The sequence below is a fragment of the Anabaena sp. CA = ATCC 33047 genome, assembly GCF_963870205.1.
In the GTDB taxonomy this organism is placed as follows: Bacteria; Cyanobacteriota; Cyanobacteriia; order Cyanobacteriales; family Nostocaceae; genus Trichormus.
The window spans coordinates 1,602-23,155 of the sequence record NZ_CAWMSA010000054.1 but is presented as its reverse complement, the minus strand read 5'-3'; the positions used below and the strand labels follow the sequence as shown (position 1 = coordinate 23,155).

At 41.7% G+C, this 21,554-nt stretch carries 18 protein-coding genes; 9 read left to right on the top strand and 9 right to left on the bottom strand.

Annotated elements, in window-relative coordinates:
- The first annotated feature begins 24 nt into the window (after positions 1 to 24).
- A complete protein-coding gene (locus AACS98_RS16625; RefSeq protein ID WP_066381839.1) occupies positions 25 to 678 on the top strand; it encodes a glycosyltransferase family 2 protein in 654 nt (217 codons plus the stop codon).
- Positions 679 to 746: 68 nt separating this feature from the next.
- Positions 747 to 2,015, top strand: a complete 1,269-nt coding sequence (locus tag AACS98_RS16620; RefSeq protein WP_066381868.1) for an ABC transporter substrate-binding protein — start codon at positions 747 to 749, stop codon at positions 2,013 to 2,015.
- Here AACS98_RS16620 and AACS98_RS16615 read toward each other — a convergent pair.
- A complete protein-coding gene (locus AACS98_RS16615; RefSeq protein WP_066381835.1) occupies positions 2,009 to 2,566 on the bottom strand; it encodes a cupin domain-containing protein in 558 nt (185 codons plus the stop codon). The genes AACS98_RS16620 and AACS98_RS16615 overlap by 7 nt on opposite strands.
- Positions 2,567 to 2,743: 177 nt before the next feature.
- Here AACS98_RS16615 and AACS98_RS16610 point away from each other — a divergent pair, with 177 nt between their 5' ends.
- Positions 2,744 to 4,180, top strand: a complete 1,437-nt coding sequence (locus tag AACS98_RS16610) for a deoxyribodipyrimidine photo-lyase, 8-HDF type (protein ID WP_066381832.1) — start codon at positions 2,744 to 2,746, stop codon at positions 4,178 to 4,180.
- Positions 4,181 to 4,294: 114 nt separating this feature from the next.
- Here the strand turns inward: AACS98_RS16610 and AACS98_RS16605 are convergent, their stop codons facing one another.
- Complete coding sequence (locus tag AACS98_RS16605; RefSeq protein WP_066381830.1) at positions 4,295 to 5,071, bottom strand: carbonic anhydrase; 777 nt, start codon at positions 5,069 to 5,071, stop codon at positions 4,295 to 4,297.
- 111 nt (positions 5,072 to 5,182) lie between these two features.
- Here AACS98_RS16605 and cutA point away from each other — a divergent pair, with 111 nt between their 5' ends.
- On the top strand, positions 5,183 to 5,503 hold the full coding sequence (cutA, locus tag AACS98_RS16600) for a divalent-cation tolerance protein CutA (protein ID WP_066381828.1): 321 nt from the start codon (positions 5,183 to 5,185) through the stop codon (positions 5,501 to 5,503).
- A 113-nt stretch (positions 5,504 to 5,616) separates the two neighbouring features.
- On the opposite strand, the gene AACS98_RS16595 is transcribed toward cutA, so the two are convergent.
- The 3 genes from AACS98_RS16595 to AACS98_RS16585 all read right to left on the bottom strand — a co-directional run bounded on the left by AACS98_RS16595 (position 5,617) and on the right by AACS98_RS16585 (position 8,942).
- Positions 5,617 to 6,420: an Rpn family recombination-promoting nuclease/putative transposase gene (locus AACS98_RS16595; RefSeq protein WP_066381825.1), complete on the bottom strand. Its 804-nt coding sequence runs from the start codon at positions 6,418 to 6,420 to the stop codon at positions 5,617 to 5,619.
- Positions 6,421 to 6,455: 35 nt separating this feature from the next.
- Positions 6,456 to 7,232, bottom strand: a complete 777-nt coding sequence (locus tag AACS98_RS16590) for a DUF3883 domain-containing protein (protein WP_066381823.1) — start codon at positions 7,230 to 7,232, stop codon at positions 6,456 to 6,458.
- 324 nt (positions 7,233 to 7,556) lie between these two features.
- Positions 7,557 to 8,942 carry an IS110 family transposase gene (locus tag AACS98_RS16585; RefSeq protein WP_066381821.1) on the bottom strand — a complete coding sequence of 462 codons (1,386 nt, stop codon included), beginning with the start codon at positions 8,940 to 8,942 and terminating at the stop codon, positions 7,557 to 7,559.
- A gap of 751 nt (positions 8,943 to 9,693) precedes the next feature.
- Between AACS98_RS16585 and glyS the strand changes: the two genes are divergently transcribed.
- Together glyS and murD are read left to right on the top strand one after the other, a co-directional pair.
- A complete protein-coding gene (glyS, locus tag AACS98_RS16580) occupies positions 9,694 to 11,847 on the top strand; it encodes a glycine--tRNA ligase subunit beta (protein ID WP_066381819.1) in 2,154 nt (717 codons plus the stop codon).
- A gap of 84 nt (positions 11,848 to 11,931) precedes the next feature.
- Entirely contained in the window at positions 11,932 to 13,305 is a 1,374-nt protein-coding gene (gene murD, locus AACS98_RS16575) for a UDP-N-acetylmuramoyl-L-alanine--D-glutamate ligase (protein WP_066381817.1), read from the top strand.
- Between the two features lie 50 nt (positions 13,306 to 13,355).
- On the opposite strand, the gene AACS98_RS16570 is transcribed toward murD, so the two are convergent.
- Positions 13,356 to 13,937 (bottom strand): DUF3611 family protein, encoded by a 582-nt coding sequence (locus AACS98_RS16570; RefSeq protein WP_084386924.1) that lies wholly within the window; start codon positions 13,935 to 13,937, stop codon positions 13,356 to 13,358.
- 268 nt (positions 13,938 to 14,205) lie between these two features.
- Between AACS98_RS16570 and AACS98_RS16565 the strand changes: the two genes are divergently transcribed.
- The gene (locus tag AACS98_RS16565) at positions 14,206 to 14,679 is read left to right on the top strand and encodes a TspO/MBR family protein (protein WP_066381815.1); all 474 of its coding nucleotides are present in this window, start codon (positions 14,206 to 14,208) and stop codon (positions 14,677 to 14,679) included.
- A 418-nt stretch (positions 14,680 to 15,097) separates the two neighbouring features.
- On the opposite strand, the gene AACS98_RS16560 is transcribed toward AACS98_RS16565, so the two are convergent.
- Complete coding sequence (locus AACS98_RS16560) at positions 15,098 to 16,009, bottom strand: metallophosphoesterase family protein (RefSeq protein ID WP_066381814.1); 912 nt, start codon at positions 16,007 to 16,009, stop codon at positions 15,098 to 15,100.
- Positions 16,010 to 16,121: 112 nt separating this feature from the next.
- Between AACS98_RS16560 and AACS98_RS16555 the strand changes: the two genes are divergently transcribed.
- Positions 16,122 to 17,024: a hypothetical protein gene (locus AACS98_RS16555; RefSeq protein ID WP_066381812.1), complete on the top strand. Its 903-nt coding sequence runs from the start codon at positions 16,122 to 16,124 to the stop codon at positions 17,022 to 17,024.
- A gap of 9 nt (positions 17,025 to 17,033) precedes the next feature.
- Here AACS98_RS16555 and AACS98_RS16550 read toward each other — a convergent pair whose 3' ends face one another.
- Together AACS98_RS16550 and AACS98_RS16545 are read right to left on the bottom strand one after the other, a co-directional pair.
- Positions 17,034 to 17,615, bottom strand: coding sequence for a hypothetical protein (locus tag AACS98_RS16550; RefSeq protein WP_066381810.1), 582 nt, complete (start codon positions 17,613 to 17,615; stop codon positions 17,034 to 17,036).
- 296 nt (positions 17,616 to 17,911) lie between these two features.
- Positions 17,912 to 19,876 carry a GAF domain-containing sensor histidine kinase gene (locus AACS98_RS16545; protein WP_066381808.1) on the bottom strand — a complete coding sequence of 655 codons (1,965 nt, stop codon included), beginning with the start codon at positions 19,874 to 19,876 and terminating at the stop codon, positions 17,912 to 17,914.
- A gap of 92 nt (positions 19,877 to 19,968) precedes the next feature.
- On the opposite strand from AACS98_RS16545, the gene AACS98_RS16540 reads away from it, so the two are divergent.
- A partial coding sequence (locus AACS98_RS16540) for a cobaltochelatase subunit CobN (RefSeq protein ID WP_198161145.1) occupies positions 19,969 to 21,554 on the top strand: 1,586 nt, incomplete at its 3' end.

Here is a 21,554-nt window from a genome sequence, read left to right as displayed (position 1 = left end):
TCTTGTATCTGCAAATAACACATTATGAGTCCTATTGCTTTTGACATCAGCCCAGAAATCAGCATTATCATCTGTACATATAACCGCGCTCGTTACTTAAATAAATGCATTGATAGCGTCCTGAATCAAACTTTTACAAATTGGGAACTATTGATAGTGGATGATGGCAGCAGTGATAATACCGTTGAAATTGTCAATCCATATCTAGCTAAATACAATAATATCCGTTATCTAAAACATCAAAATAAAAAACAATGTTACGCTAAAAACGCCGGTATTCAGGCATCTTTCGGCAAATATCTCACCTTCCTTGATAGTGATGATTCATATAAACCAAATCATTTAGAACCACGGTTAGCATATATGAAAGCTCATCCAGAAATTGACTTGATTCAAGGGGGAGTTTTTAGCGAAGAAGAAATTTTAGTTGCAGATTATTATCAGCCAGAAAAACTCATTGATTTGCGAGAATGTGTTTTAGGTGCTACATTTTTTGGAAAAAGAAAGGTATTCTTTGAATTACAGGGATTTAATCACATGGCTTATGGAGAAGACACAGATTTATGGGAACGAGCCGAAAAAATATTCAAAACACAAAAAATCAAAGAACCAGAAACTTATGTTTATACAAGAGCAGAAAGTAGTGTAAGTAAGAATTTTACTAATAACTATAGGTAAGGTAAAAATAACTAATTAGCATGAACTTTACCCTGTTTCCCTCCAAAATTCCGATTTTTTTTGGTCAGATGCTCAATTTAGCTAGGCGGTTATCACTGCTGGGGATTGTTCTGAGTATATGTCTCATATTTTTAACTGGTTGTCAGGGGATAAATCAGCAGGATGACAAAGTAATTCATGTCAAACTATGGCAATCAATCAATCCCCCTGTGAATCGGGATGTGTTTAACAGATTAGTAGACAAATTTAATCAAACTCACACCGATATTCAGGTTGATTCTATCTTTATCGGTCAACCACAATTGCCGAAAATCTTAACAGCTGTTGTGGGTAATGCGGCTCCAGATATTCTGGCTTATGACCCACAAACTACAGGCCAGTTTGCCGAATTAGGAGCAATTCAACCTTTAGATGAATGGTTAGACAAATTACCGTTGAAGTCGGAAGTCCTTCCCAACTTATGGGAAGAATTGCAGTTAGATGACCATATTTGGTCAATTCCCCTATGTACTGCCAATCTCGGTATTTTTTACAGACCAAAGCTGTTCCAAGCTGCGGGAATTACACAAACGCCTCAGACTTGGGAAGAATTAAGGCAAGTTGCTAAAAAGCTGACTATTGACCGCAATGGTGATAACAGACCTGAACAGTATGGAATGTTACTACCTTTAGGAAAGCAAGAATGGACTGTGTTTAGTTGGTTTCCTTTTTTATTGAGTGCTGGGGGCGAGATAGTAACAGATAATAAACCCAATTTGACAAACCAAGAAGCTATTAATGCTTTGCAATTCTGGAACGACTTGATGAAAGATGGTTCTGCAACCCTTTCTGTGCCAGAACGCGGTTATGAAGAGGACGCTTTTATTTCTGGTCGAGTGGCGATGCAAATTACAGGGCCTTGGACATATATCATGAAATCTAACGTTGATTATGATGTGTTTCCCATACCTGCAAAAGATGGACGGGCGACAGTGACAGCTACGGGCGTGATGTATTTGATGAAAACTACGCCAGCCAGAGAACAAGCTGCACTCAAGTTTTTGGAATATGTGTTGAGTGAAGAATTCCAAACAGAATGGAGTATCGGCACGGGTTTTTTACCAGTGAATATCAAAGCTACTCAAAGTGAAGCTTATCAGCAATTCATCAGCAAACAACCAGTATTAAAAGTATTTACAGAACAGATGTCTGTAGCGGGTTCTCGACCGATAATTGCGGGATATAGTCGCCTATCTGATAGTCTAGGTCGAGCAATTGAAGCCACGTTATTAGGTGAGTCTCCCGAAAAGGCTCTCAAAACAGCACAAGAACGGTTAGAATTAATTTGGAATCAGTAGCCGGGCTTGTTCATAGAATCACTCAACTGAGTGCCTGTATAATTGGGAAGCCAACCATCGGCGGTGCTGAAATAGCGTACTGCTTTGCAATGTAGTGAAGCAGTGGGACTGCACCAATGTTCTACCCCAGGCGGGATGTGCAGATAATCTTGAGACTCAACTAACAGTTGTATTTGGCTACCGTCTGGTTTCACAAAACCAAAAATCATTTCTCCAGCCAACACATATAATGATTCAGGGGCGGTGTGAGTGTGATACTGACTATAAGTAGTGATGAATGTGTCGAGATTTGGCAACCCTGGATGCACATTCAACAAATCACACCACAGAGAGCCGTTTTCCTGTTGGAGAAATTCCAACACACTGTTATGCAAATCTACAATATGGTGCTTCTCGCCATCTGTCAATAACTCCTGCCCTAACAGGTCGGGAAATAGCAACGATGTTCCTGGGTCGTAGTGTTTTAAATAGATACCAAGAGCTTCAAGTTCTCGAACTATTTCTGGTAACTCGCTCTCTATTGTGCCGTCTTCCAGTAACAAGGTTGCCATGACAGAAACATTAAATTTACTCTTAACAAGAGTATACATAACTTTGACTCAATAATCCACTATTTCCGATAGGGTTACTGGAGTTGTATTACTGAACCGTATCAAAAAAGCCTTAGCTACATTAAATAGTGCTAGTAGAGTTTAAGCTAGTACGAGTGAACTATATATAAAACTCCAATGTCTGACTTAATTTTGTTTTGGCATCGTCGCGATTTACGCATTGCTGATAATACAGGTTTAGCTTTGGCAAGAGAGCAAAGTTCTAAAGTGGCGGGTGTGTTTTGTCTTGATCCTAATATTTTAGAACGAGATGATGTTGCACCGGCTAGAGTGACTTACATGATTGGCTGTTTGCAAGCATTACAACAGCGATATGCAGAAGCGGGAAGTCAGTTATTAATCCTGCATGGTGAACCTGTAGAGGTGATTCCTGCTTTAGCCGAGATGTTGCAAGCTAAGGCTGTGTTTTGGAATTGGGATGTTGAACCATATTCGCAAACACGCGATCGCGCTATCATAGAAACCTTAAAGGCCAAAGGTATCGCATTTCTCACCGACAACTGGGATCAAATTCTCCACTCACCAGCAGAAATTTACTCAGGTAACAATACACCTTACACTGTTTACACCCCCTTCTGGAAAAATTGGGTTAGCAAACCCAAGGCGCAACCAGTCGCAACTCTGCAAAATGCGGAAGGGCTAACCGAAAAAGAACAAGAACTAGCTAAACAAGCAGGTGTTAAAGCTTTACCGACAGCCAAAGACTTAGGATTTGTTTGGGATGCAGACTTGATAATTGCGCCAGGGGAAGCAGCAGCCCAAGCAAAACTAGAGGAATTTACCGCCAAAGCCATTACAGAATACCAAGAACAGCGTAATTTTCCTGCTGTTGATGGCACATCACAATTGAGTGCGGCGTTAAAATTTGGTATAATCGGAATCCGCACAGTTTGGCAAGCGACAACAGAACTATTAGAAAATTGCAATAGCGAAGAAGCGATCGCCAGCATCCGCACATATCAACAAGAACTAGCTTGGCGGGAATTTTATCAACACGCCATGTATCACTTCCCCGAACTAGCTGATGGTGCTTACCGCGATATCTTTAAAAATTTCCCGTGGGTAAATAACGAAGCACATTTTCAGGCTTGGTGTGAAGGTAAAACCGGTTATCCCATCGTTGATGCAGCCATGCGCCAGTTGAATGAAATTGGCTGGATGCACAACCGTTGTCGGATGATAGTTGCAAGTTTCCTCACCAAAGACTTGTTAATTAATCCTCAGTGGGGAGAAAAATATTTTATGCAGAAGCTAATTGACGGTGATTTATCTGCGAACAATGGCGGTTGGCAATGGAGTGCATCTAGTGGAATGGATCCTAAACCTGTGCGGATTTTTAACCCAGCCAGTCAAGCGCAAAAATTTGATCCTGATGCTGAGTATATCCGCCAATGGTTGCCAGAATTGCGGTCTATAGATACGGAATTTTTAGTGACTGGTAAAATTACACCTTTAGAACGTCGTGCTGTGGGCTATCCTCAACCGATAGTTGATCATCAAAAACAACAACGGCTATTTAAGTTGCGTTATCAACAGCAAAAGGGAGAGAAGTAGGGAGACAAATCAATTCAAAATTCAAAATACCCTACGGGAAGGCAAGCCTACAAAATTCAAAATTAAAGAATCCTTCACCCAGTCCCCAGTCCCTTCCAGTCCCCAATCACTATTTTAACTCGAATGCAGTACAGTGCGGCTATTGAGTGGTTGAAGGGGGCGGGAATTGTGGGGGAAAAGGGCGGCGAATTGTTGTATTTGTTGTTTCGATGCTTCTATGGGTTGCTGCATGACGAACCACAGTACATCCTCAGAACAGGGTGGAGTGGTGAGAGAACCGCGATACTCATAAAAACTGCGATCGCTCGGCAATAATTGGCTAACATTGATGCTGGTATTAGCCGTGATTTGTTCAGGTTGTGGCTGAATAGGCATGACATCCCAAATACTTTGCAAAACTGGGTTAAATGTGCCTGTTTGAGCAAATATCCCGACAACGGCTAACTTACCAGCTTGACTACGATGTACTAAATGGATTTCTAAGTCAAAAGGTTGTCCAGTAATTTGGTGTTCGCTGGGATGATGAAAGTGAAACTGAACCAAGTTAAAGCTTTCACCCTTAAATGTCATCGCACTACCCGGTGCGTAGTTTACTTGTATGCTATGACCATTGTGAATAATTTTCAGTGGTGTGGGGCGATAATTAAAGATGAGGGCTTCTGCTTCAGTTACGGTTGTATCTTCAAGATTAATTGGTGTTTGTTGTCTTCCGGTTTGGCACAGTTGAAAATCTGGAGATAGTTCTCCCCAATGTTCGGGACTAGCTGCGCCAATATAACCCCAGTGAATTTGATCTAAAGTGGTAGCTGATGCTGGGAATGATCTACTATAGGCGATCGCACTTCCTAATGCACTAGCTCCCAGACATTTTAGTAAATGTCGTCTGTACATACTACAAAAAACTGACGGTAAATACCCAAATTACGGGATGCGTCAAAATATCATACTCCGCATCGGTATCCAGTAAGATAGTCTCACGGGGAAGTTTGCATTTTTATACAGATGAATTACATCGCCGTTGTCACAACCATTGGCAGTCTCGCCGAAGCGCAACACATAGCCCGCACTTTGGTAGAACAAAAACTAGCCGCTTGCGCCCAAATTTCCGAGATTGAAAGCTTCTACGTTTGGAATGACGCAGTTCACAACGAAAAGGAGTTTCGCATACTTTTCAAAACCACTGACGCAAACTACCAAGCCGTTGAGGATGCAATCAGAAAACTCCACTCTTACGAACTACCAGCGATTCACGCCTTCGCATTAGAACACATCTATGCACCTTACGCCGCTTGGATTGAAAGTAATTCCTCTGGACAGACCTAACCCCCCTACCCCCCTTCCCTACAAGGGAATGGGGGTTTTAAAGCCTCTCTCCTTGTAGGGGAGAGGTTTGGAGAGGGGTTTTTAGTCTGCTTTGCACCTTGACAAACATCTTCTTAACCTTGATGTTGCGTTAACCAAGCTTCTAAATCGGTTAAACTCGAAAAATCAAGTAAAGCCTCGGCTAAATCATCCAACTGTGTAGAATCTAAAGCTTGAATTTTCAATAACTGTGCAGGTGGAACAGTTCCGACTTTACGGCTAATTTGTCGCTTCACAATCGCTAAGGCTTTTTCTTGCTGGATATCTTGATAAATTACAGACTCGCGCATAGCATCACTCCGCAATAACCTTTTAATCAGTTCCTTGTTTAATACTAACCCAGCCAAGATTGCCGTTGACGCAGCAATATTACTTTGGATGCGGGTGTCGTTGATTTGTGCAATAGCTGTTGCAACCTGTTGTAGTATCCCGGTTTTGTCTTTTGTTTGACTTAGGGTTGCAAATGGCAATAAACCAGGAGTATTTAAAAATATCTCGCTGGGTTGTTCCCAAAGACGAATCACGCCAAATTCATGGCGGGTATTTTCTAAAACAAAAGCAGTTTGCTGAACTAATTCCGATGTGGTAGGTTGCAGATAAATCACAACTTGACACATCCGCTTTTGGGTAAACCTGCGATACACCCTTAACCGATAATCTGTCATCCGAAAGGGAATTTCGGCTTTGGCTTCGGTTTGAAATTCGATGTGCAGCACAATTTCGTCAGACTGTAACAGAATCAACGCATCGGCTCGAATCGGTTCGAGGGATAATTCTGATGGGCTGAGTTGGGTGAGTGTAATCGATTCTCCGAGTAGCCAGGTGGCAAAATCGGCTGAAAATGACTCGGCTAAAAAGCGACAGACGTTATCAAACATAGACAGGCATTATATTAGCCAAATTAGTCTGTATATCACCAGATCATAGCTTCTGAATTAAAAGTTATTTGTGTCTGCACTATAGTGTTTTGTGTAAATTTAATATTGGTTACAGGGTCAACAATAATGCTGATTTTTGGAACATCTTCCAAACGACTTACTACAACAAGTGCATAATCATTTCTATATTCCTGGGCTTTCAAAAATTCTTTATTGGTTAATCTTACGCTTCCATAATTAGATTTAATGCCTTTTACTTCTGCTAAGAATGATTTTTCTTTAACATCTATTTGAAAATCATACCCATCTCCAAATGTTCGGGCATCTTCTAAAAAACCATCTTTAAATTCTTGAATAATTTGGTAATTTTTTATAAAATAAACTTCGGCAGCTTTTCCAGTATCTTGTAAATGTTTAAATTTACTATTTAAAATAGGGCTGATAGATTTTGCATCTAAGATTTCCCTATTACTAATTTTTTGGTGTAAATATAATTTTATTATGTTTGTATAAGATTTACAATCTTCTGAACCAAATAGAGAATCTATAAGTATTTTGCGATGAATATATGTATCTCCCTTCTGCCACCATCCTTTTCTGGGATTATCAAAAAAATGGTCAAATAAATCTTGCCTATTTTTGACTGTTCCTGTAGTTTTAGCAATGCCAATGCTTACAATATATAGAAAAAACTCTTGCTTAGTTTTAAAGCCAAATTCTCTAACAAAATCTGAATCAAATTTTGCCAAGCCATATCCAATTAGATTAAGTATTTCATAATTTTCATGTTTGTTAGTATTGCCTCGATTCATAAATTTGATTAATCAATTATAAAATCATAAAAAATAATAAGTCAAACTTGACACAAGTAAATTGATTTTAGCATACCACTTATTTAGCATAGTTTTGGAGATTATCTCCTAAGAAACACATCCCATCGCAGCTTTATTTGGTAGGGGCGTAACGATTTGAAGAACGCGCTTAATTTTCATGGTAATTATCACGCTTGATGATCAACAAACAGCGCGTTATATGACTGTTTTTATAATGCACAAAGTAATTGGGAGTTAATGGGTCGCCTTGGTCATGGGTTAATTTTTGAGTAACGCTTCTATTACTGGGGTAATGAAAGCATCTTATACAGCGCACAGTTCCTCATTAATTGTAGGTTGAACAACTAGATCAAAACCCAAAGCGTGAGCTTTTTTCTTTAAGTTGTTCACCATACGTTCATGGTACTTTTGTTCATAAGCATCAACACCAGGGTCTGTATAGGCGGCTGCTGATGTCCAGAGACGATAAAAAATACGTGCGAGTTTGTGGGCAGTCGCAGTAATTGCCTTTGGCGCTCCCATGCGAGACTGCATCCGTCTGTAAAATCCACCTAGGGCTGAATTGCTACGACAAAGAGTTTGTGCTGCCATACGGAAAGCATTGGCAGCCCGATTGATAACAGGGCGAGTTTTGGAACTTTTGACCTTACCACCAGTAATACGATTACCAGGACATAACCCTAGCCAAGAAACAAAATGCTTAACTGTGGGAAAACGAGACGGGTCTAATCCGACTTCAGACAATATAACCAATACGGTTAAAGCACCAAAGCCGTTAATTTGAGTAAAGTCTACGCCCGTAATGCGGTACAAGTGAGTACGTAAATCAAATTGAGGGGCGTTTCCTGGTTGCTTTTTACCCCTGCGCTTTGGCTTACCTAAAGGGTTAGTTTTAACGTCTATTTTATCTGTGAATTGAGCTAAACACTGCTCGATTTGAGCATCACATTCAGTAATTTGTGTCTGGTAAAATTTATACAGTCCTAATTCTTGTGACAAAATAAACACAAGTTCTGGTCGATAATCTCCAGTCAAAGCAGCAGCAATACTTGTACAACTTGCCTTAATATGTTGATCTTTTAGAGCAGCTAGCTTAGTAGGGTTGCGCTCACCACAAACAATTGCCTCGATCATTGCCATACCTGTAGTGCCTGTAATATCGCTAATCACCCGATGTAGTTGTATGTTCATTTCAGTCATAGCTTTTTGCATCCTTTGTACATGGATACAAGCACTTTTAATCAGGTTATCTCGTTGTCGGATATAGCTACGCAGGACGCAAATTTGATCGTCTGGACGAAACGAACCTGCTAACAATCCATAAGTATGTAACTGTTGCAACCACTGACAATCTAGTACGTCAGTCTTGCGACCAGGTACAGTTTTTACATATTGAGCATTAACAAGTTTAACCTCGAAGCCTTTGGTTTCTAAAATTTGAAACACAGGTATCCAATAAACTCCCGTTGATTCCATTGCCACAGTTTCAATTTGACAAGTCTTTAGCCAGGCTGCCATTGCGTACAAATCAGCAGTGAAACAGCCAAAACTGCGTACTGAGTCTTGATCTCTATCAACAGGAACGCTAACCCAATGTCTGTCTGCGCCGATATCTATACCTGCCGCATTCGGGTTAATTAATGGTAAGTTAGAACTTGGTGAGTTTGGCTGCGATTTAAATTTGCTCATGGTAATCTCCATCATGGCAATCGCGCTTTTGAAAGTAATGATCTACCCTGACCTGAGTGAGGTGTCCAAATCTAATCTCCTAAACGGGATAGTGGTAGTTCAACCATCACTTCACCAATAAATTCACCAATATCACTCAGAACCAGACTCATATACGGGCGAAACAAGCACCATGCAAACGACGGTTTTAGCTGTCAAGGTAGGCATGAATTATAGCCTCAAACTATTAAATTTTCCTCTAGCTTACTGTGTTTCTTTCATATATCACTAGCGGCGTAGTCCGATAGTCGGAGACTCATATCTTGCACCTCTACGTACAACCGCAGGTAAAGTAAAAAGATGCGCGATAAAGATACCTTACTTTTATAGGCTTTTGTCGATAAATCAAGGCTTTTGTCTTTTTACTGAGTAATAAAATTACATCGATTTTTATTGGTGCAAGATGTGAGTTATCCATAAATTGTTGATCCACAGGATGAAACTACAAAGGAGTCACAGTTTGACCATGACAAACTGGTTCTAGTCCCGTTTGTCAACCTCTGCGAGTTTCAGATGTTGTTCAGGCGGCGAACAAGTAAACATCCATTTGTGACAACAACAGCTAAATAGTCATAGAACCACTAATCTGTCATTAATGACAAGAATTAACTGTACAGCTTTGCATGGTCTACGTCACGTCAGCCTTGTGGCGAGGTAAACTGTTGGAATTGACCAATAACGTTAAGCTACGCAAAGTTAAAAACAGAGTCCTATGCCGGCATTTTTATTAGAAGTTGGTACAGAAGAACTACCTGCAAACTTTCTCAGCGATGCTATGGAACAATGGCGATCGCTCATCCCTCAAAGTTTAGCAGATCATAGCCTCAGCAGTGAATCTGTAGCAGTTTACGGTACTCCCCGGCGTTTGGCGGTACTAATTACAGGTTTACCATCCCAGCAACCAGACCGGGAAGAAGAAATCAAAGGCCCACCCGCCCAAGCGGCTTTTAAAGATGGTCAACCCACCCCAGCCGCTTTAGGTTTTGCTAAAAAGCAAGGTGTGGACATTGCAGCTTTAGAAGTGCGTCCCACTGACAAAGGCGATTTTGTATTTGTCCAGAAAAAAACCCCCGGTCGTCCTGTGGCGGAAATTCTCACGGAACTTGTACCGCAATGGATTTTTAAGCTAGAAGGTAAACGCTTGATGCGTTGGGGTGATGGAGATATGCGCTTTTCTCGTCCCATTCGTTGGCTAGTGGCTTTGTTAGATGCGGAAATTCTCCCAATTACACTAGAGAATGGTTCTAAAACTATTATCAGCGATCGCATCTCCTATGGTCATCGCGTTTTACATCCCTCACCTGTCTCCATTCCCCAAGCTACAAGTTATGTAGACACCCTCAATGATGCTTATGTTATCGTTGACCCAGAAACACGCGCCCACAAAATTCAAGACCAAGTAACCACAGCTGCCCAAACCTCTGGCGGTTCGACAGTCATTTACCCCGACTTGTTAGAAGAAGTCACCAATTTAGTAGAATATCCTTCCGCCGTCGTCGGTAAATTTGAACCGGAATTTTTGCAATTACCCACAGAAGTAATTACAGAAGTCATGGTGACTCACCAGCGTTATTTCCCTGTATTCCAAGACGGTGCAGAACAGGAAAAATTACTACCTAATTTTATCACAGTTTCTAACGGCAACCCCACAAAATCAGACATTATTGCTGTAGGTAATGAAAGGGTGATTCGTGCCAGATTAGCTGATGGCAGATTTTTCTATGAATCTGATTTAGCTAAACCCTTAGAAAGCTATTTACCTCAATTAGAAACTGTTACTTTCCAAGAAGAATTAGGTTCATTACGTGCCAAGGTAGATAGAATAGTCAAAATCGCTGATTATATCTCTAACCAATTACAATTAGAGTCAGATAAAAGCCAAAAAATCCACCGGGCTGCTTTATTATGTAAAGCTGATTTAGTCAGCCAGATGGTGTATGAATTCCCAGAATTGCAAGGCATTATGGGAGAAAAATACGCTGTCGCCAGTGGCGAAGATGCCGAAGTGGCAACGGCAATTGTTCAACATTATTTACCTACAGGTGCAGGTGCTAGTTTACCGAACACCCTCACAGGTCAAGTTGTTGGTTTAGCAGATAGATTAGATACTTTAGTCAGTATCTTTGGCTTAGGTTTAATTCCCTCTGGTTCTTCTGACCCCTTTGCATTGCGTCGGGCGGCAAATGCGGTAATTAACATTACTTGGGCGGCAAATTTACCAATAAATTTATCACAGCTATTGGGTCAAATCATCGCCGATTTTACAGCAACATATAATAAAGATGCGAAATCTTTAACCACCGCTTTACAAGACTTTTTCTTACAACGAATTCGCACCTTGTTGCAAGAAGAAAAGCAGATTGACTATGATTTAGTCAACGCAGTTTTGGGAGATAATGACCCAGAATACACAGAACGGGCATTGCAGGATTTACTAGATGTACGCGATCGCGCCTTATACTTGCAACAAATCCGCCAAGATGGTACACTCGATAAAATCTACGAAACCGTCAACCGTTCTACACGTCTAGCCGCCCAAGGTGATTTAGACACCCAACAGCTAGATCCTACAACTGTAGTCAGTCCCGAACTATTCCAAAAGTCATCAGAATCAGCTTTCTATGCAGCCTTAGTGCAGCTAGTCCCCCAAACTCAAGCCGCACAAGCATCACGCAATTATCAACTGTTAGTAGCCGCACTAGCCGATATTGCGCCGACAGTGAGTAACTTCTTTGATGGTGCAGATAGCGTTTTAGTCATGGATCCAAATCCAGAAATTAAGCGCAATCGCTTGAATTTACTGGGATTATTGCGAAATCATGCCCGTGTACTAGCTGACTTTGGGGCGATCGTCAAAAATTTGTAATATAAAGCAACAAAAAACAGGTGTAATTTTTGCCAAGAAGCGATACTATGATGATTGCTTAACCAGGGAACTCTGCCACAGTCTATGTCCAAAGCTCAGATCATTGGATTAGGAAAGTCCGGTATTGCTGCGGCGAGATTGTTGAAACGGGAAGGTTGGGAGGTAGTGCTAGGCGATCGCAACACCTCCGAAACCCTCCTCGCCCAACAACAAGAACTTGCTCAGGAAGACATCACAGTTAAACTGGGATACGCACTACAATTAGACGGTGCGGATGTCCCCGATTTAATTGTGGTTAGTCCCGGTGTACCTTGGGATATTCCCGTATTAGTGCAAGCGCGAAGTATGGGGATAGAAACAATTGGCGAGATGGAACTAGCTTGGCGACATTTGCGATCGCTTCCTTGGGTAACAATCACAGGTACTAACGGCAAAACCACCACCACCGCCTTAGTCGCCGCCATTTTTCAAGCCGCCGGATTTGATGCCCCTGCCTGTGGTAACATTGGTTATGCTGCCTGTGAAGTAGCTTTAGCAGAAAAACAACCAGATTGGGTGATTGGAGAAATTAGCAGCTATCAGATAGAATCCTCTGTTTCTCTCGCTCCTCGCATCGGCATTTGGACAACATTTACACCAGATCATCTGGCTCGACACAAAACTTTAGAAAATTACTACAACATCAAAGCTAAACTATTAAATCAGTCAGACTTGCAGATATTCAACGGTGATGATGCTTACCTGCATCAAGTTGGTTTAAGTCACTGGCCTGACGCTTACTGGACAAGTGTGAAAGGGAAAGATTTTCTAGTCAGTGAGAAAGGCTTTTATATAGAAGATGGTTGGCTTGTAGAAAAATTACAACCCGACTCTGCACCGCAAAGAATTATAGAAGCTTCAGCATTGCGGATGGTGGGAAGCCATAACTTACAGAATTTACTCATGGCTGTAGGTGCAGCACGTTTGGCGGGAATTGCCCCAGAAGCGATAGACAAAGCCGTGCGAGAATTCCCCGGTGTTAGTCATCGGTTAGAGCATATCTGCACTTGGGAAGGTATAGACTTTATTAATGATAGCAAAGCTACGAACTATGACGCGGCGGAAGTCGGGCTAGCATCTGTGAATAGTCCTGTGGTGTTAATTGCTGGTGGTGAAGCGAAACCAGGGGATGATACAGCTTGGTTGGCAAGTATTCAAAGTAAGGCGGCGGCTGTGTTGTTGATTGGTGCGGCAGCTTCCGCTTTTGCCGAGCGTTTAGAAGCGGTGGGTTATAGTAGTTATGAAGTTGTGGAAACTATGGCGAGGGCTGTACCCAGGGGGGCGGAGTTAGCGAAGCAGCATCACGCTTCTGTGGTGTTGTTATCTCCGGCTTGTGCAAGTTTTGATCAGTACCCGAATTTTGAGGTGCGGGGAGAGGATTTTCGGCGATTGTGTTGGGAGTGGGTGGGAAGGAGTTAAACGCAAAGGGGCGCGGAGGAAACGCAAAGGGGCGCGGAGAAGATTTAATTTTAGTGTTGGTGGACTTTTTCTAGTAGCCACATTGAGGAAACTGCACCGATGAAGTGGGCGGCGATACCGTTGATGTTTGCTACCATGACGAAGACATCTAAGGCGCGGATAATTTTGTTGGGATCGATGATGGCTACTCCTGGGGGTTGGGAGACAACTTTGGCTGTTAATACTGCTAGGGTTGCGCCAGCACCTAAGAGGGTTAGTAGAATTCCGATTAAACTAGCTAGAATTCCCAATCGAATCGCTCTGGTTGTATCTGCTTTGCTAGGGTGCAGGGTGGGGTTAGGATTGTCTAGCAGTTTACCAATGCGACTATAGCGATAATCCCAGTATACACTAAAAAATAAGGCGAGTAATCCAGCGATCGCCCAAAATATTCCCACTCCTAAACCTGAAGTTTGTCGATCTGCAAAGTCCCGCCCAGTAGCAGCGAACAGCAAAGCTAAGGCAGTAACTACCGCCAGTGTCAACTGTACCCAAAAGGCAATCCTGCCTGTGGTACGAATCATTTTAGCAATGTCATGCAGCTTGGGCGTAGTATGGACTAACCCCGTTTCTGTTTGTGATTCTGCTTGCATATTTTTATTCATCTCAATTAGCCTTCTCCCCTAACCCAAAGATATGAGTAATTCTGTGCTTCTACCCCCACCTACAGACATAAGTCGCCACAGTTGAAAGAGGGAAAAGCAGAGGAAGCGGAGGAAGCGGAGGGGAAAAACTTCATGCCCGATACCATCAGCCCAATTTCCCACTTAAGATTGATGGGGAAACAGCCGTCAACTGACAAAATTTGTACATCAACACTCATACTTCAGTCGTAGGTAGCGATCGCAAGGAAACGGGGGCATGATAAAATCTTGGATGGTGATTGGGGGGGTGGCTATTTTAGTAGCTTTAGCAGCTAACTGGATTACACCCAGCGATCGCCAGTGGTTCAAACGCTTGCGTAGACCGAGATGGCTAACCTTTGAGTCAGCGATTCCCTTAATTTGGATTACCATCTTTACTTGTGGAGCTTGGTCAGCTTATATTGTTTGGGAAACCGATCCAGACAGTAATAAAACTTGGTTACTGATGGGATTATACCTACTCTTAGAAATTGTCACAATTGCATATACCCCTGTAATGTTTCGGATTCGCAGTCTTCAGGTAGGAACACTTCTTGGTGGTACAGGTTTTACCATCTGTATTATTTTAGCGATCGCCGTCTTAACCGTTTCAGGTTGGGCGACACTATTATTAGTACCTTACTTACTTTGGAGTCCCATCGGCACATATACCACTTGGCAAATGATAAAGCTAAATCCTCAAGATGCTTAAACTTCTTGCCATATTTAACAACAATAATTAATAAATTTCAAATAGTATATAGCTTTGTAATTGCTAGCAAACAATTTGATTCAAATTTAAGTAACTCCCTTTACAGCATTTACTCAGACTAATAATTTATTAGTAAATTGAGAATGAATAAATAAACCAGAGGGGTAGACTTTGAATAAAAATCTGATCAGTTGTATAAGTTTCATAGCTGCAATACTTTTCAGTCTAGGAGCGATCGCCATAATTCAAGCAATGAATATACCCGTTCTAATTACCCTGAGTATTTCCCTACTAAGCAGCGTAGCCCTAATAATTTTCATCTTTATACAAAGCCTAATATCTAATTTGAAATAACCTCACCCCCAAACACTCCTCAAACCTCCGCGCCCCTCCGCGTTTCCTCCGCGCCCCTCCGCGTTTAAAAATCTCTAACCCGAATCACACCCCGATCAAAAACCCGATGATTAGTACCAATACCACACACCTCAATTCTATCAGAATAAACCTCATAAGCAGCAAAACTTAAATTACTGGTAGAATACTCACTCCAAACGGAACGCCCCACAGGACGATTACCAGCACCCGCACCACAAATTAAATAAGTAGTCCCATCAATAGAGCGAGTCCGTTCATAACTATGCTCATGACCATTAATATATAATTGCACACCATATTTTTTAAATAACGGCGTAAAGGTTTTAATAAAAGATTGACTACTACCGTAGACACCAGATGAATAAATTGGGTGATGTCCAAATACCACCTTCCAAGGAGCATTACTAAGACTTAATTCTGTTTCTAACCAAAGAATTTGCTTTTTCCAATCGGCATTATTGTTAGTATCCAAAGCGAAAAATTGCACACCCCCGCGACGAAAAGTATAATACCTCTGACCATTCATATTAAAGCCAGGATATTTGACCTGTGGATTACCATTATCAGTCCGAATATCATGATTACCTAAACAAGCGTGAAACTTCACACCTTGCTGAAGTAAATGTTGATAGGGACGCTCAAATACAGCATTAACTTTTTCAATTTCGCCGTTGTTGTAAATATTATCGCCCGCTAACACTACCAAATCATAAGGATTGCGCTGGTGATAAAGCTTCATCGCCCTAGCTACAGCATACTGTCCTTTGGCTCCCGTTCCGGTGTCAGCCACAGATACAAATCGTAGTAATAAATCTTTTTTAGCTGGTGTGGTAGCGGTTGCTAAGTCAACCAAGTTAATTTTGTCATGTTGACGAGTGATTGTCCCAGCTAAGACACCAGTAGCCAGGGTAGAGAGACTGCTTAAAAATAAGAATTGGCGGCGGTTGAGTTTCATAATTAACCAAATGCAATGATTAAATAGTCAGTTTAGCCCAAGCAATTAACCATGAAGTGATACATTAGGGGCAGTTATTTAACTGTGATTTTCTGGTTTTGGTGAAAGTTCCATGTCACAAGACAATACCCCTAAATCCCCAGCTAATCAACCCGAACCGACAAATGAGTTGAGAAATCAACCTATTTGGAAGGCGAAAATTATTCAACTGCTGAGGGGAACGATAGGAGTATTAGAAGCAACTGTAGAGAAATTAGAGACAGCACCGCCACCGGGTACAGAAGCAGAAGCGGGGCTGCGCCCATCGCTCCCTTCAAGATGGAGTAGATTTTTACTTAAGCAAGTCCGTCCTTTTTTACCATCCAACGTGTCTACAAAGTTGACGGATACAGCATTGACAGGCATCATTGCTAGCATCGCCGTGGTTATCCTGTGGACAACTGCAACTGTCTTGAGCAATAAACCCCCAGAAATAGCCACAGTTCCCCCAGTGGAAGAAGTTCCCACCCCCACCCCCACACCAACAATTACTACTCCACCAGAACCAACATTACCCGAACCACAACCACCAGAGGAAATCACACCACCACCAGCAGCGCAAATTCCCCCACCACCTGAAGTAGAACCCACACCAGAACCCACACCAGAACCCACACCAACGCCCACACCAACGCCCACACCAACGCCAAAGCCAGAACCCACACCTAAATTAGAATTAACCCCAGAACAAACTTTAATAGCAGCCATTGAAAATCAAGTGGCAGAAATTAGTGATAAAGTTGCTTCTGGACTAATACAATCAATTCAAGCTAACTTTCGTACCAGCAGTTTAACTGTGAAAATTAATGATGACTGGTACAATCTCAAAGCGTCCGCACAAAATCAACTCGCTGCTGAAATCTTACAGCGTTCACAAGAATTAGATTTTGCCCATTTAGAAATTATTGACACTCAAGATAGGTTAGTAGGGCGCAACCCCGTTGTCGGTACTGAGATGATTATTTTTCAACGCTAGGTTAAATAACTAACGTTTAGCAAAATGTTGATAACGCCAGAATATAGTTGTCATACCGAAAGCAATTAATGACAGCGTATAAGAAGGTTCTGGGATAGAGTGAATAGGTGTTGCAGAAGATCGATTAAAGCTAGCCCTCACAGCTACACCGTGAACTCCGTACCATAAAGTATCTTGATTGATAGAAATATATCCTGGGACAAAATATCCTTCTGCCCCATTTATACTTATCTCTCCAGTATTTAAATTTATCGTACCTTGGCCTGGGACACCGAGGAAATTATTTAAACTTTGAATGACATTTGAGCCTTTTTTTAAAGTAAACTCAGTCAAAGGAAAAATGTTTGAGCCTAAAGCTACCGTATCATCATAGCCGTAGCTGCCACTAATTGAGTCGCCCTCACGAAAGCCTAATATCTCAAAATTAGGTGGTAATTCTTCACCCTCGCCATAAACTTCGGTAACTACACCAGAGTAGTGATATTGAAAAATTGCGGCTTGAGTAGGTTTCATATCAAAATTTACAGCGAATGTAGCAACTACACTCACAGAAACTATTTGAGATAGCTGTTTAGCTTTTAATATACTCATTTTCCTCTTGCTCCCAACCTGATCAAATCAAAGTCATAGTATTAATATCAGGCACCAACTATATAATTATGTGGGCATAAATAAACCTGATTATGTAAATAATAGTAAAGTTTTCCCAAGCCTTGCAATTGCGTTGTTGCACTACATTCAAATTGCAATCACCTACTCACAGCATATTGCAAGAGTATACAAACTATCCTTAAATTTTTATTGATTTTGAGAATACCCTGAAGTATTAGCGAGGTTGGTTTAGCATCAGGACTAAAGTCCGGGCAGATTGATGAAGAATTAGTTGACTACAGATTTTCACTGTTCAACCCGCCCTTACTCATTCCCTTTTGAAACGGTATCCAGACGGTAAAAATTGAGCCAATACCCACTGTGGATTCTACTTCAATTCGACCCCGGTGCAGTTCCACCAATTGTTTAGTTAATGCTAAACCCAGCCCTGTACCTTCGTAGCGACGGCGGTAGGGTGTATCGAGTTGCTGAAATTTTTCAAACAGTAATGGTAATTGATTTTCAGGAATACCAATACCAGTATCTTCAATTTGAAAAATAGCGGTGTCATCTTCTACCCACAAACGCAAAGTTACGCTACCGCCTTCGGGGGTAAATTTAATTGCATTAGTCAAAAGATTCCAAAGGATTTGTTCTACCCGTGGAGCATCAGCAGTGAAGCGATCGCGTCTTGGGTCAATTTGTAAATCTAGCTTGAGACTAACTTGCTCACTTTTCGCTTTATCCAGTAATGATTCTATCGTATTCTCTGCTATGTTGGCTAAAGAGAAATCTGTAATATTTAAAACAGCTTTCCCAGCCTCAATTTGTGACAAATCGAGGATATCATTAATCATTTCTAATAAATGTTCGCCGCTATCGTGGATAGTTTGTAAATAATCCCGTTGTCGTTGACTCAATTCACCCAAAGGCCAACGTAACAAAGTAGATGACATCCCAATTACATAAGTTAAAGGCGTGAGTAATTCGTGGCTGATAGTGGCTAGAAATTCGCTGCGGACACGACTTGCAGCTTCCGCCGCTAGTAAAGCATCACGTAAAGCCATTGTTCTTTCAATGACTCGTTGTTCGAGAGTTTGTTTTTCTTGGGTAAGCGATCGCATTAATTCTGATTGATGAATGGCGATCGCTAATTGTTCAGCTATTGAAATCAGTAAAATTTTATCGCTTTCATTCCACTGACGAGGGCTGTAACATTGATGAGCAATTAGCAACCCCCATAGTTTATCTTCAAACATAATCGGTGCTGCTAATTTTGCCCTAACTTGACTTTCTCGTAAAAAATTCAACAAACACTCTTCTAGAGCGTAAGTTTGTTCTACATCATCGACAACTAAAGTAAAGCCTTGACGATATTTCTCCCAACATGGAGAATTTCTAGCAAAGCAAGCTTTTTCTTGAAAATGTAGCACAGACTTAATCGCATCTGTAGCACGAGCCTCATAGACTATACAACCCCCCTTGATTTGATAATCTGCGCTTACAGATGACTGGGAGTTTTGCCGATTGACTCGTGACCCTTGAAATTTATATATTACTAATCGGTCTAACTCTAAAAACTCCCTTACCTTAGCGATCGCCGTTGTCATGATTACAGACAAATCTAGGCTTTTGCGGATTTGGGTTGTTACCTGATTCAGCAGTCTCTCTTGAGCAATTTGTTTTTTTAAAGCATCTTCTACTGCTTGACAGGCATAAACTTCAGGAATAGTATCAACTGTAGACGTTGTTAATTCTGCTTGTGGTTGTGGTAACAGAAAATCTAATAACAACAACGAAAATTGACTTTGTAGCGTAGCATTATTAGGGCTGATAATTTGGTGATAACGTTCCAGATGTTGGTAAGTATCCGAATCACGCCCAAACAAATCCTTCAATTTCCAGATAAACGAGGCGATCGCCTCTGCATGAAAAGTTAACTTAGTATTGAGTATGGAGTCTTGATTGCTGTAAACTCCTGTAACATGGGTTGAGTCTGGGGTAACAGGAGTCAATTCTTCCCAGAGACTCGTCTCGTCTTGTTCTCCTAGCAACAGCGCACTAAATCCCTCAGACACCACCAAAGTAAACCTTTGTCTTTCCCACTCCCCAGGTATGCGAATCCGTGACAAAACAGCTTCTGTGAGAACCAAAGCAGCAGTTTCTGATGATTGAGCCATTTGCTGCAACAGTTCCCCAAGTTGATTAAACACAACTGAAGACAAGTTTCGAGAAAAGCTCAAATCAGGAGAACTAAGCATTTTCAAATATCTGGTAAGAGGGGTTGGATGCTGGGCTGAAATAATAATTTAAATTTAGTTCTAACTAATAATTTAAGGCGGTAATTAAGGATATGCACCGAATAAATAGCACATCGGTCGGATGGAATCAGTCAGAAGGTGTAATTTTTCTGGAACAAACTCCTGCTCCGGTGGTATTTATTACGGCTGCTGATACTGACATTCAAACCTTAGCGGCTGCATTCCCCAAATTACCAGCAACATTTCCGGGATTAAGAGTGGCTAATTTGTTGCTATTGCAGCAGCAGATTAGTATAGATACCTATAGCGAACAAGTATTAGAACTTGCCCAGGTAATTATCTTACGCCTATTGGGAGGACGTTCATATTGGAGTTACGGTTTAGAAGTAGTGCAGGAAATTGTGCAACGTACTGGTACAAACTTAATTGTAATGCCAGGAGACGATGCTCTAGATCCTGAACTAATGTCTCAGTCTACCTTGCCAGTGGCTACTGTTAACCAAATATGGCAATATTTCCATGAAGGCGGCGTAGAAAATGCTGTTAACGCCCTGAAATTTATTTCTGATACCTGCCTAGCAACTGCATATAATCCACCACCAGCGCAACCAGTTCCGCGTGTGGGGTTGTATGACTGGGGAATTGGGACAAATCAATTCAAAATTCAAAATACCCTACGGGAAGGCAAGCCTACAAAATTCAAAATTAAAGAATTGCTAGAGACTAGGGACAATGAAGCAGGGGAGGCAGGGGAAGAACAATCCAATGCCCAATGCCCAATGCCCCATGCCCCATGCCCCAAAGTGGGTATATTATTCTATCGCGCCCACTACTTGGCAGGAAACACTAAGGTAATTGATGCACTATGTACGGCTTTAGCGCAAAGAAACTTACAGCCTGTACCAGTGTTTATTTCTTCCTTACGTGATCCTGATGTGCAGGTAGAATTATGTGAGTTTTTCCAGCCGAAAGACTCAGAACAAATCGGCTTGTTACTCAATACCACCAGCTTTTCCCTAGCCCGTTTAGACACAGAATCACCCCAAACTCAACTGTGGGAAAAGTTAGATGTGCCAGTTTTACAGGTAATTCTCAGTGGCGGATTTTTGGAACAGTGGGAAGCACAGTTAAACGGACTTTCTCCCCGTGACATCGCCATGAATGTGGCATTACCAGAGGTAGATGGGCGGATAATTAGCCGTGCTGTCTCCTTTAAGGCAGTACAAACCCGCAATCCTGACTTAGAAACAGATGTGGTAGTTTATGAACCAGTGAGCGATCGCATTGAATTTGTGGCTCAATTAGCCGCTAATTGGGTCAAACTGCGTCATAAACCCCCCCAAGACCGGAAAATAGCCCTCATCTTAGCTAATTACCCCAACCGTGACGGACGTTTAGCCAACGGTGTCGGACTAGACACCCCAGCCAGTTGTATCGAAATCCTCAAAGCTTTGCAGTCGGCTGGGTACATAGTCGAAAATCCCCCTGATAACAGCGATGAATTAATTGCACGTTTAACATCTGGTGTCACCAACGACCCAGAAGGTAGAGACTGGCGACCAATACAACAAAGTTTATCATTTGTCAAGTATCAAAAATATTTCTCTTCCTTACCCGCAGCAGTGCAGCAAGGAATTAATCAACGTTGGGGAGATATTGAGCAGGGGAGCAATCAAGA

Bases quoted from the DNA above. Each gene is read 5' to 3' on its own strand.
- cutA (WP_066381828.1), top strand. From the start codon at position 5,183: ATGAATTACATCGCCGTTGTCACAACCATTGGCAGTCTCGCCGAAGCG.
- AACS98_RS16605 (WP_066381830.1), bottom strand. From the start codon at position 5,071: ATGTACAGACGACATTTACTAAAATGTCTGGGAGCTAGTGCATTAGGA.
- glyS (WP_066381819.1), top strand. From the start codon at position 9,694: ATGCCGGCATTTTTATTAGAAGTTGGTACAGAAGAACTACCTGCAAAC.
- AACS98_RS16585 (WP_066381821.1), bottom strand. From the start codon at position 8,942: ATGAGCAAATTTAAATCGCAGCCAAACTCACCAAGTTCTAACTTACCA.
- AACS98_RS16560 (WP_066381814.1), bottom strand. From the start codon at position 16,009: ATGAAACTCAACCGCCGCCAATTCTTATTTTTAAGCAGTCTCTCTACC.
- AACS98_RS16620 (WP_066381868.1), top strand. From the start codon at position 747: ATGCTCAATTTAGCTAGGCGGTTATCACTGCTGGGGATTGTTCTGAGT.
- AACS98_RS16555 (WP_066381812.1), top strand. From the start codon at position 16,122: ATGTCACAAGACAATACCCCTAAATCCCCAGCTAATCAACCCGAACCG.
- murD (WP_066381817.1), top strand. From the start codon at position 11,932: ATGTCCAAAGCTCAGATCATTGGATTAGGAAAGTCCGGTATTGCTGCG.
- AACS98_RS16570 (WP_084386924.1), bottom strand. From the start codon at position 13,937: ATGCAAGCAGAATCACAAACAGAAACGGGGTTAGTCCATACTACGCCC.
- AACS98_RS16550 (WP_066381810.1), bottom strand. From the start codon at position 17,615: ATGAGTATATTAAAAGCTAAACAGCTATCTCAAATAGTTTCTGTGAGT.
- AACS98_RS16625 (WP_066381839.1), top strand. From the start codon at position 25: ATGAGTCCTATTGCTTTTGACATCAGCCCAGAAATCAGCATTATCATC.
- AACS98_RS16615 (WP_066381835.1), bottom strand. From the start codon at position 2,566: ATGGCAACCTTGTTACTGGAAGACGGCACAATAGAGAGCGAGTTACCA.
- AACS98_RS16590 (WP_066381823.1), bottom strand. From the start codon at position 7,232: ATGAATCGAGGCAATACTAACAAACATGAAAATTATGAAATACTTAAT.
- AACS98_RS16595 (WP_066381825.1), bottom strand. From the start codon at position 6,420: ATGTTTGATAACGTCTGTCGCTTTTTAGCCGAGTCATTTTCAGCCGAT.
- AACS98_RS16545 (WP_066381808.1), bottom strand. From the start codon at position 19,876: ATGCTTAGTTCTCCTGATTTGAGCTTTTCTCGAAACTTGTCTTCAGTT.
- AACS98_RS16565 (WP_066381815.1), top strand. From the start codon at position 14,206: ATGATAAAATCTTGGATGGTGATTGGGGGGGTGGCTATTTTAGTAGCT.
- AACS98_RS16610 (WP_066381832.1), top strand. From the start codon at position 2,744: ATGTCTGACTTAATTTTGTTTTGGCATCGTCGCGATTTACGCATTGCT.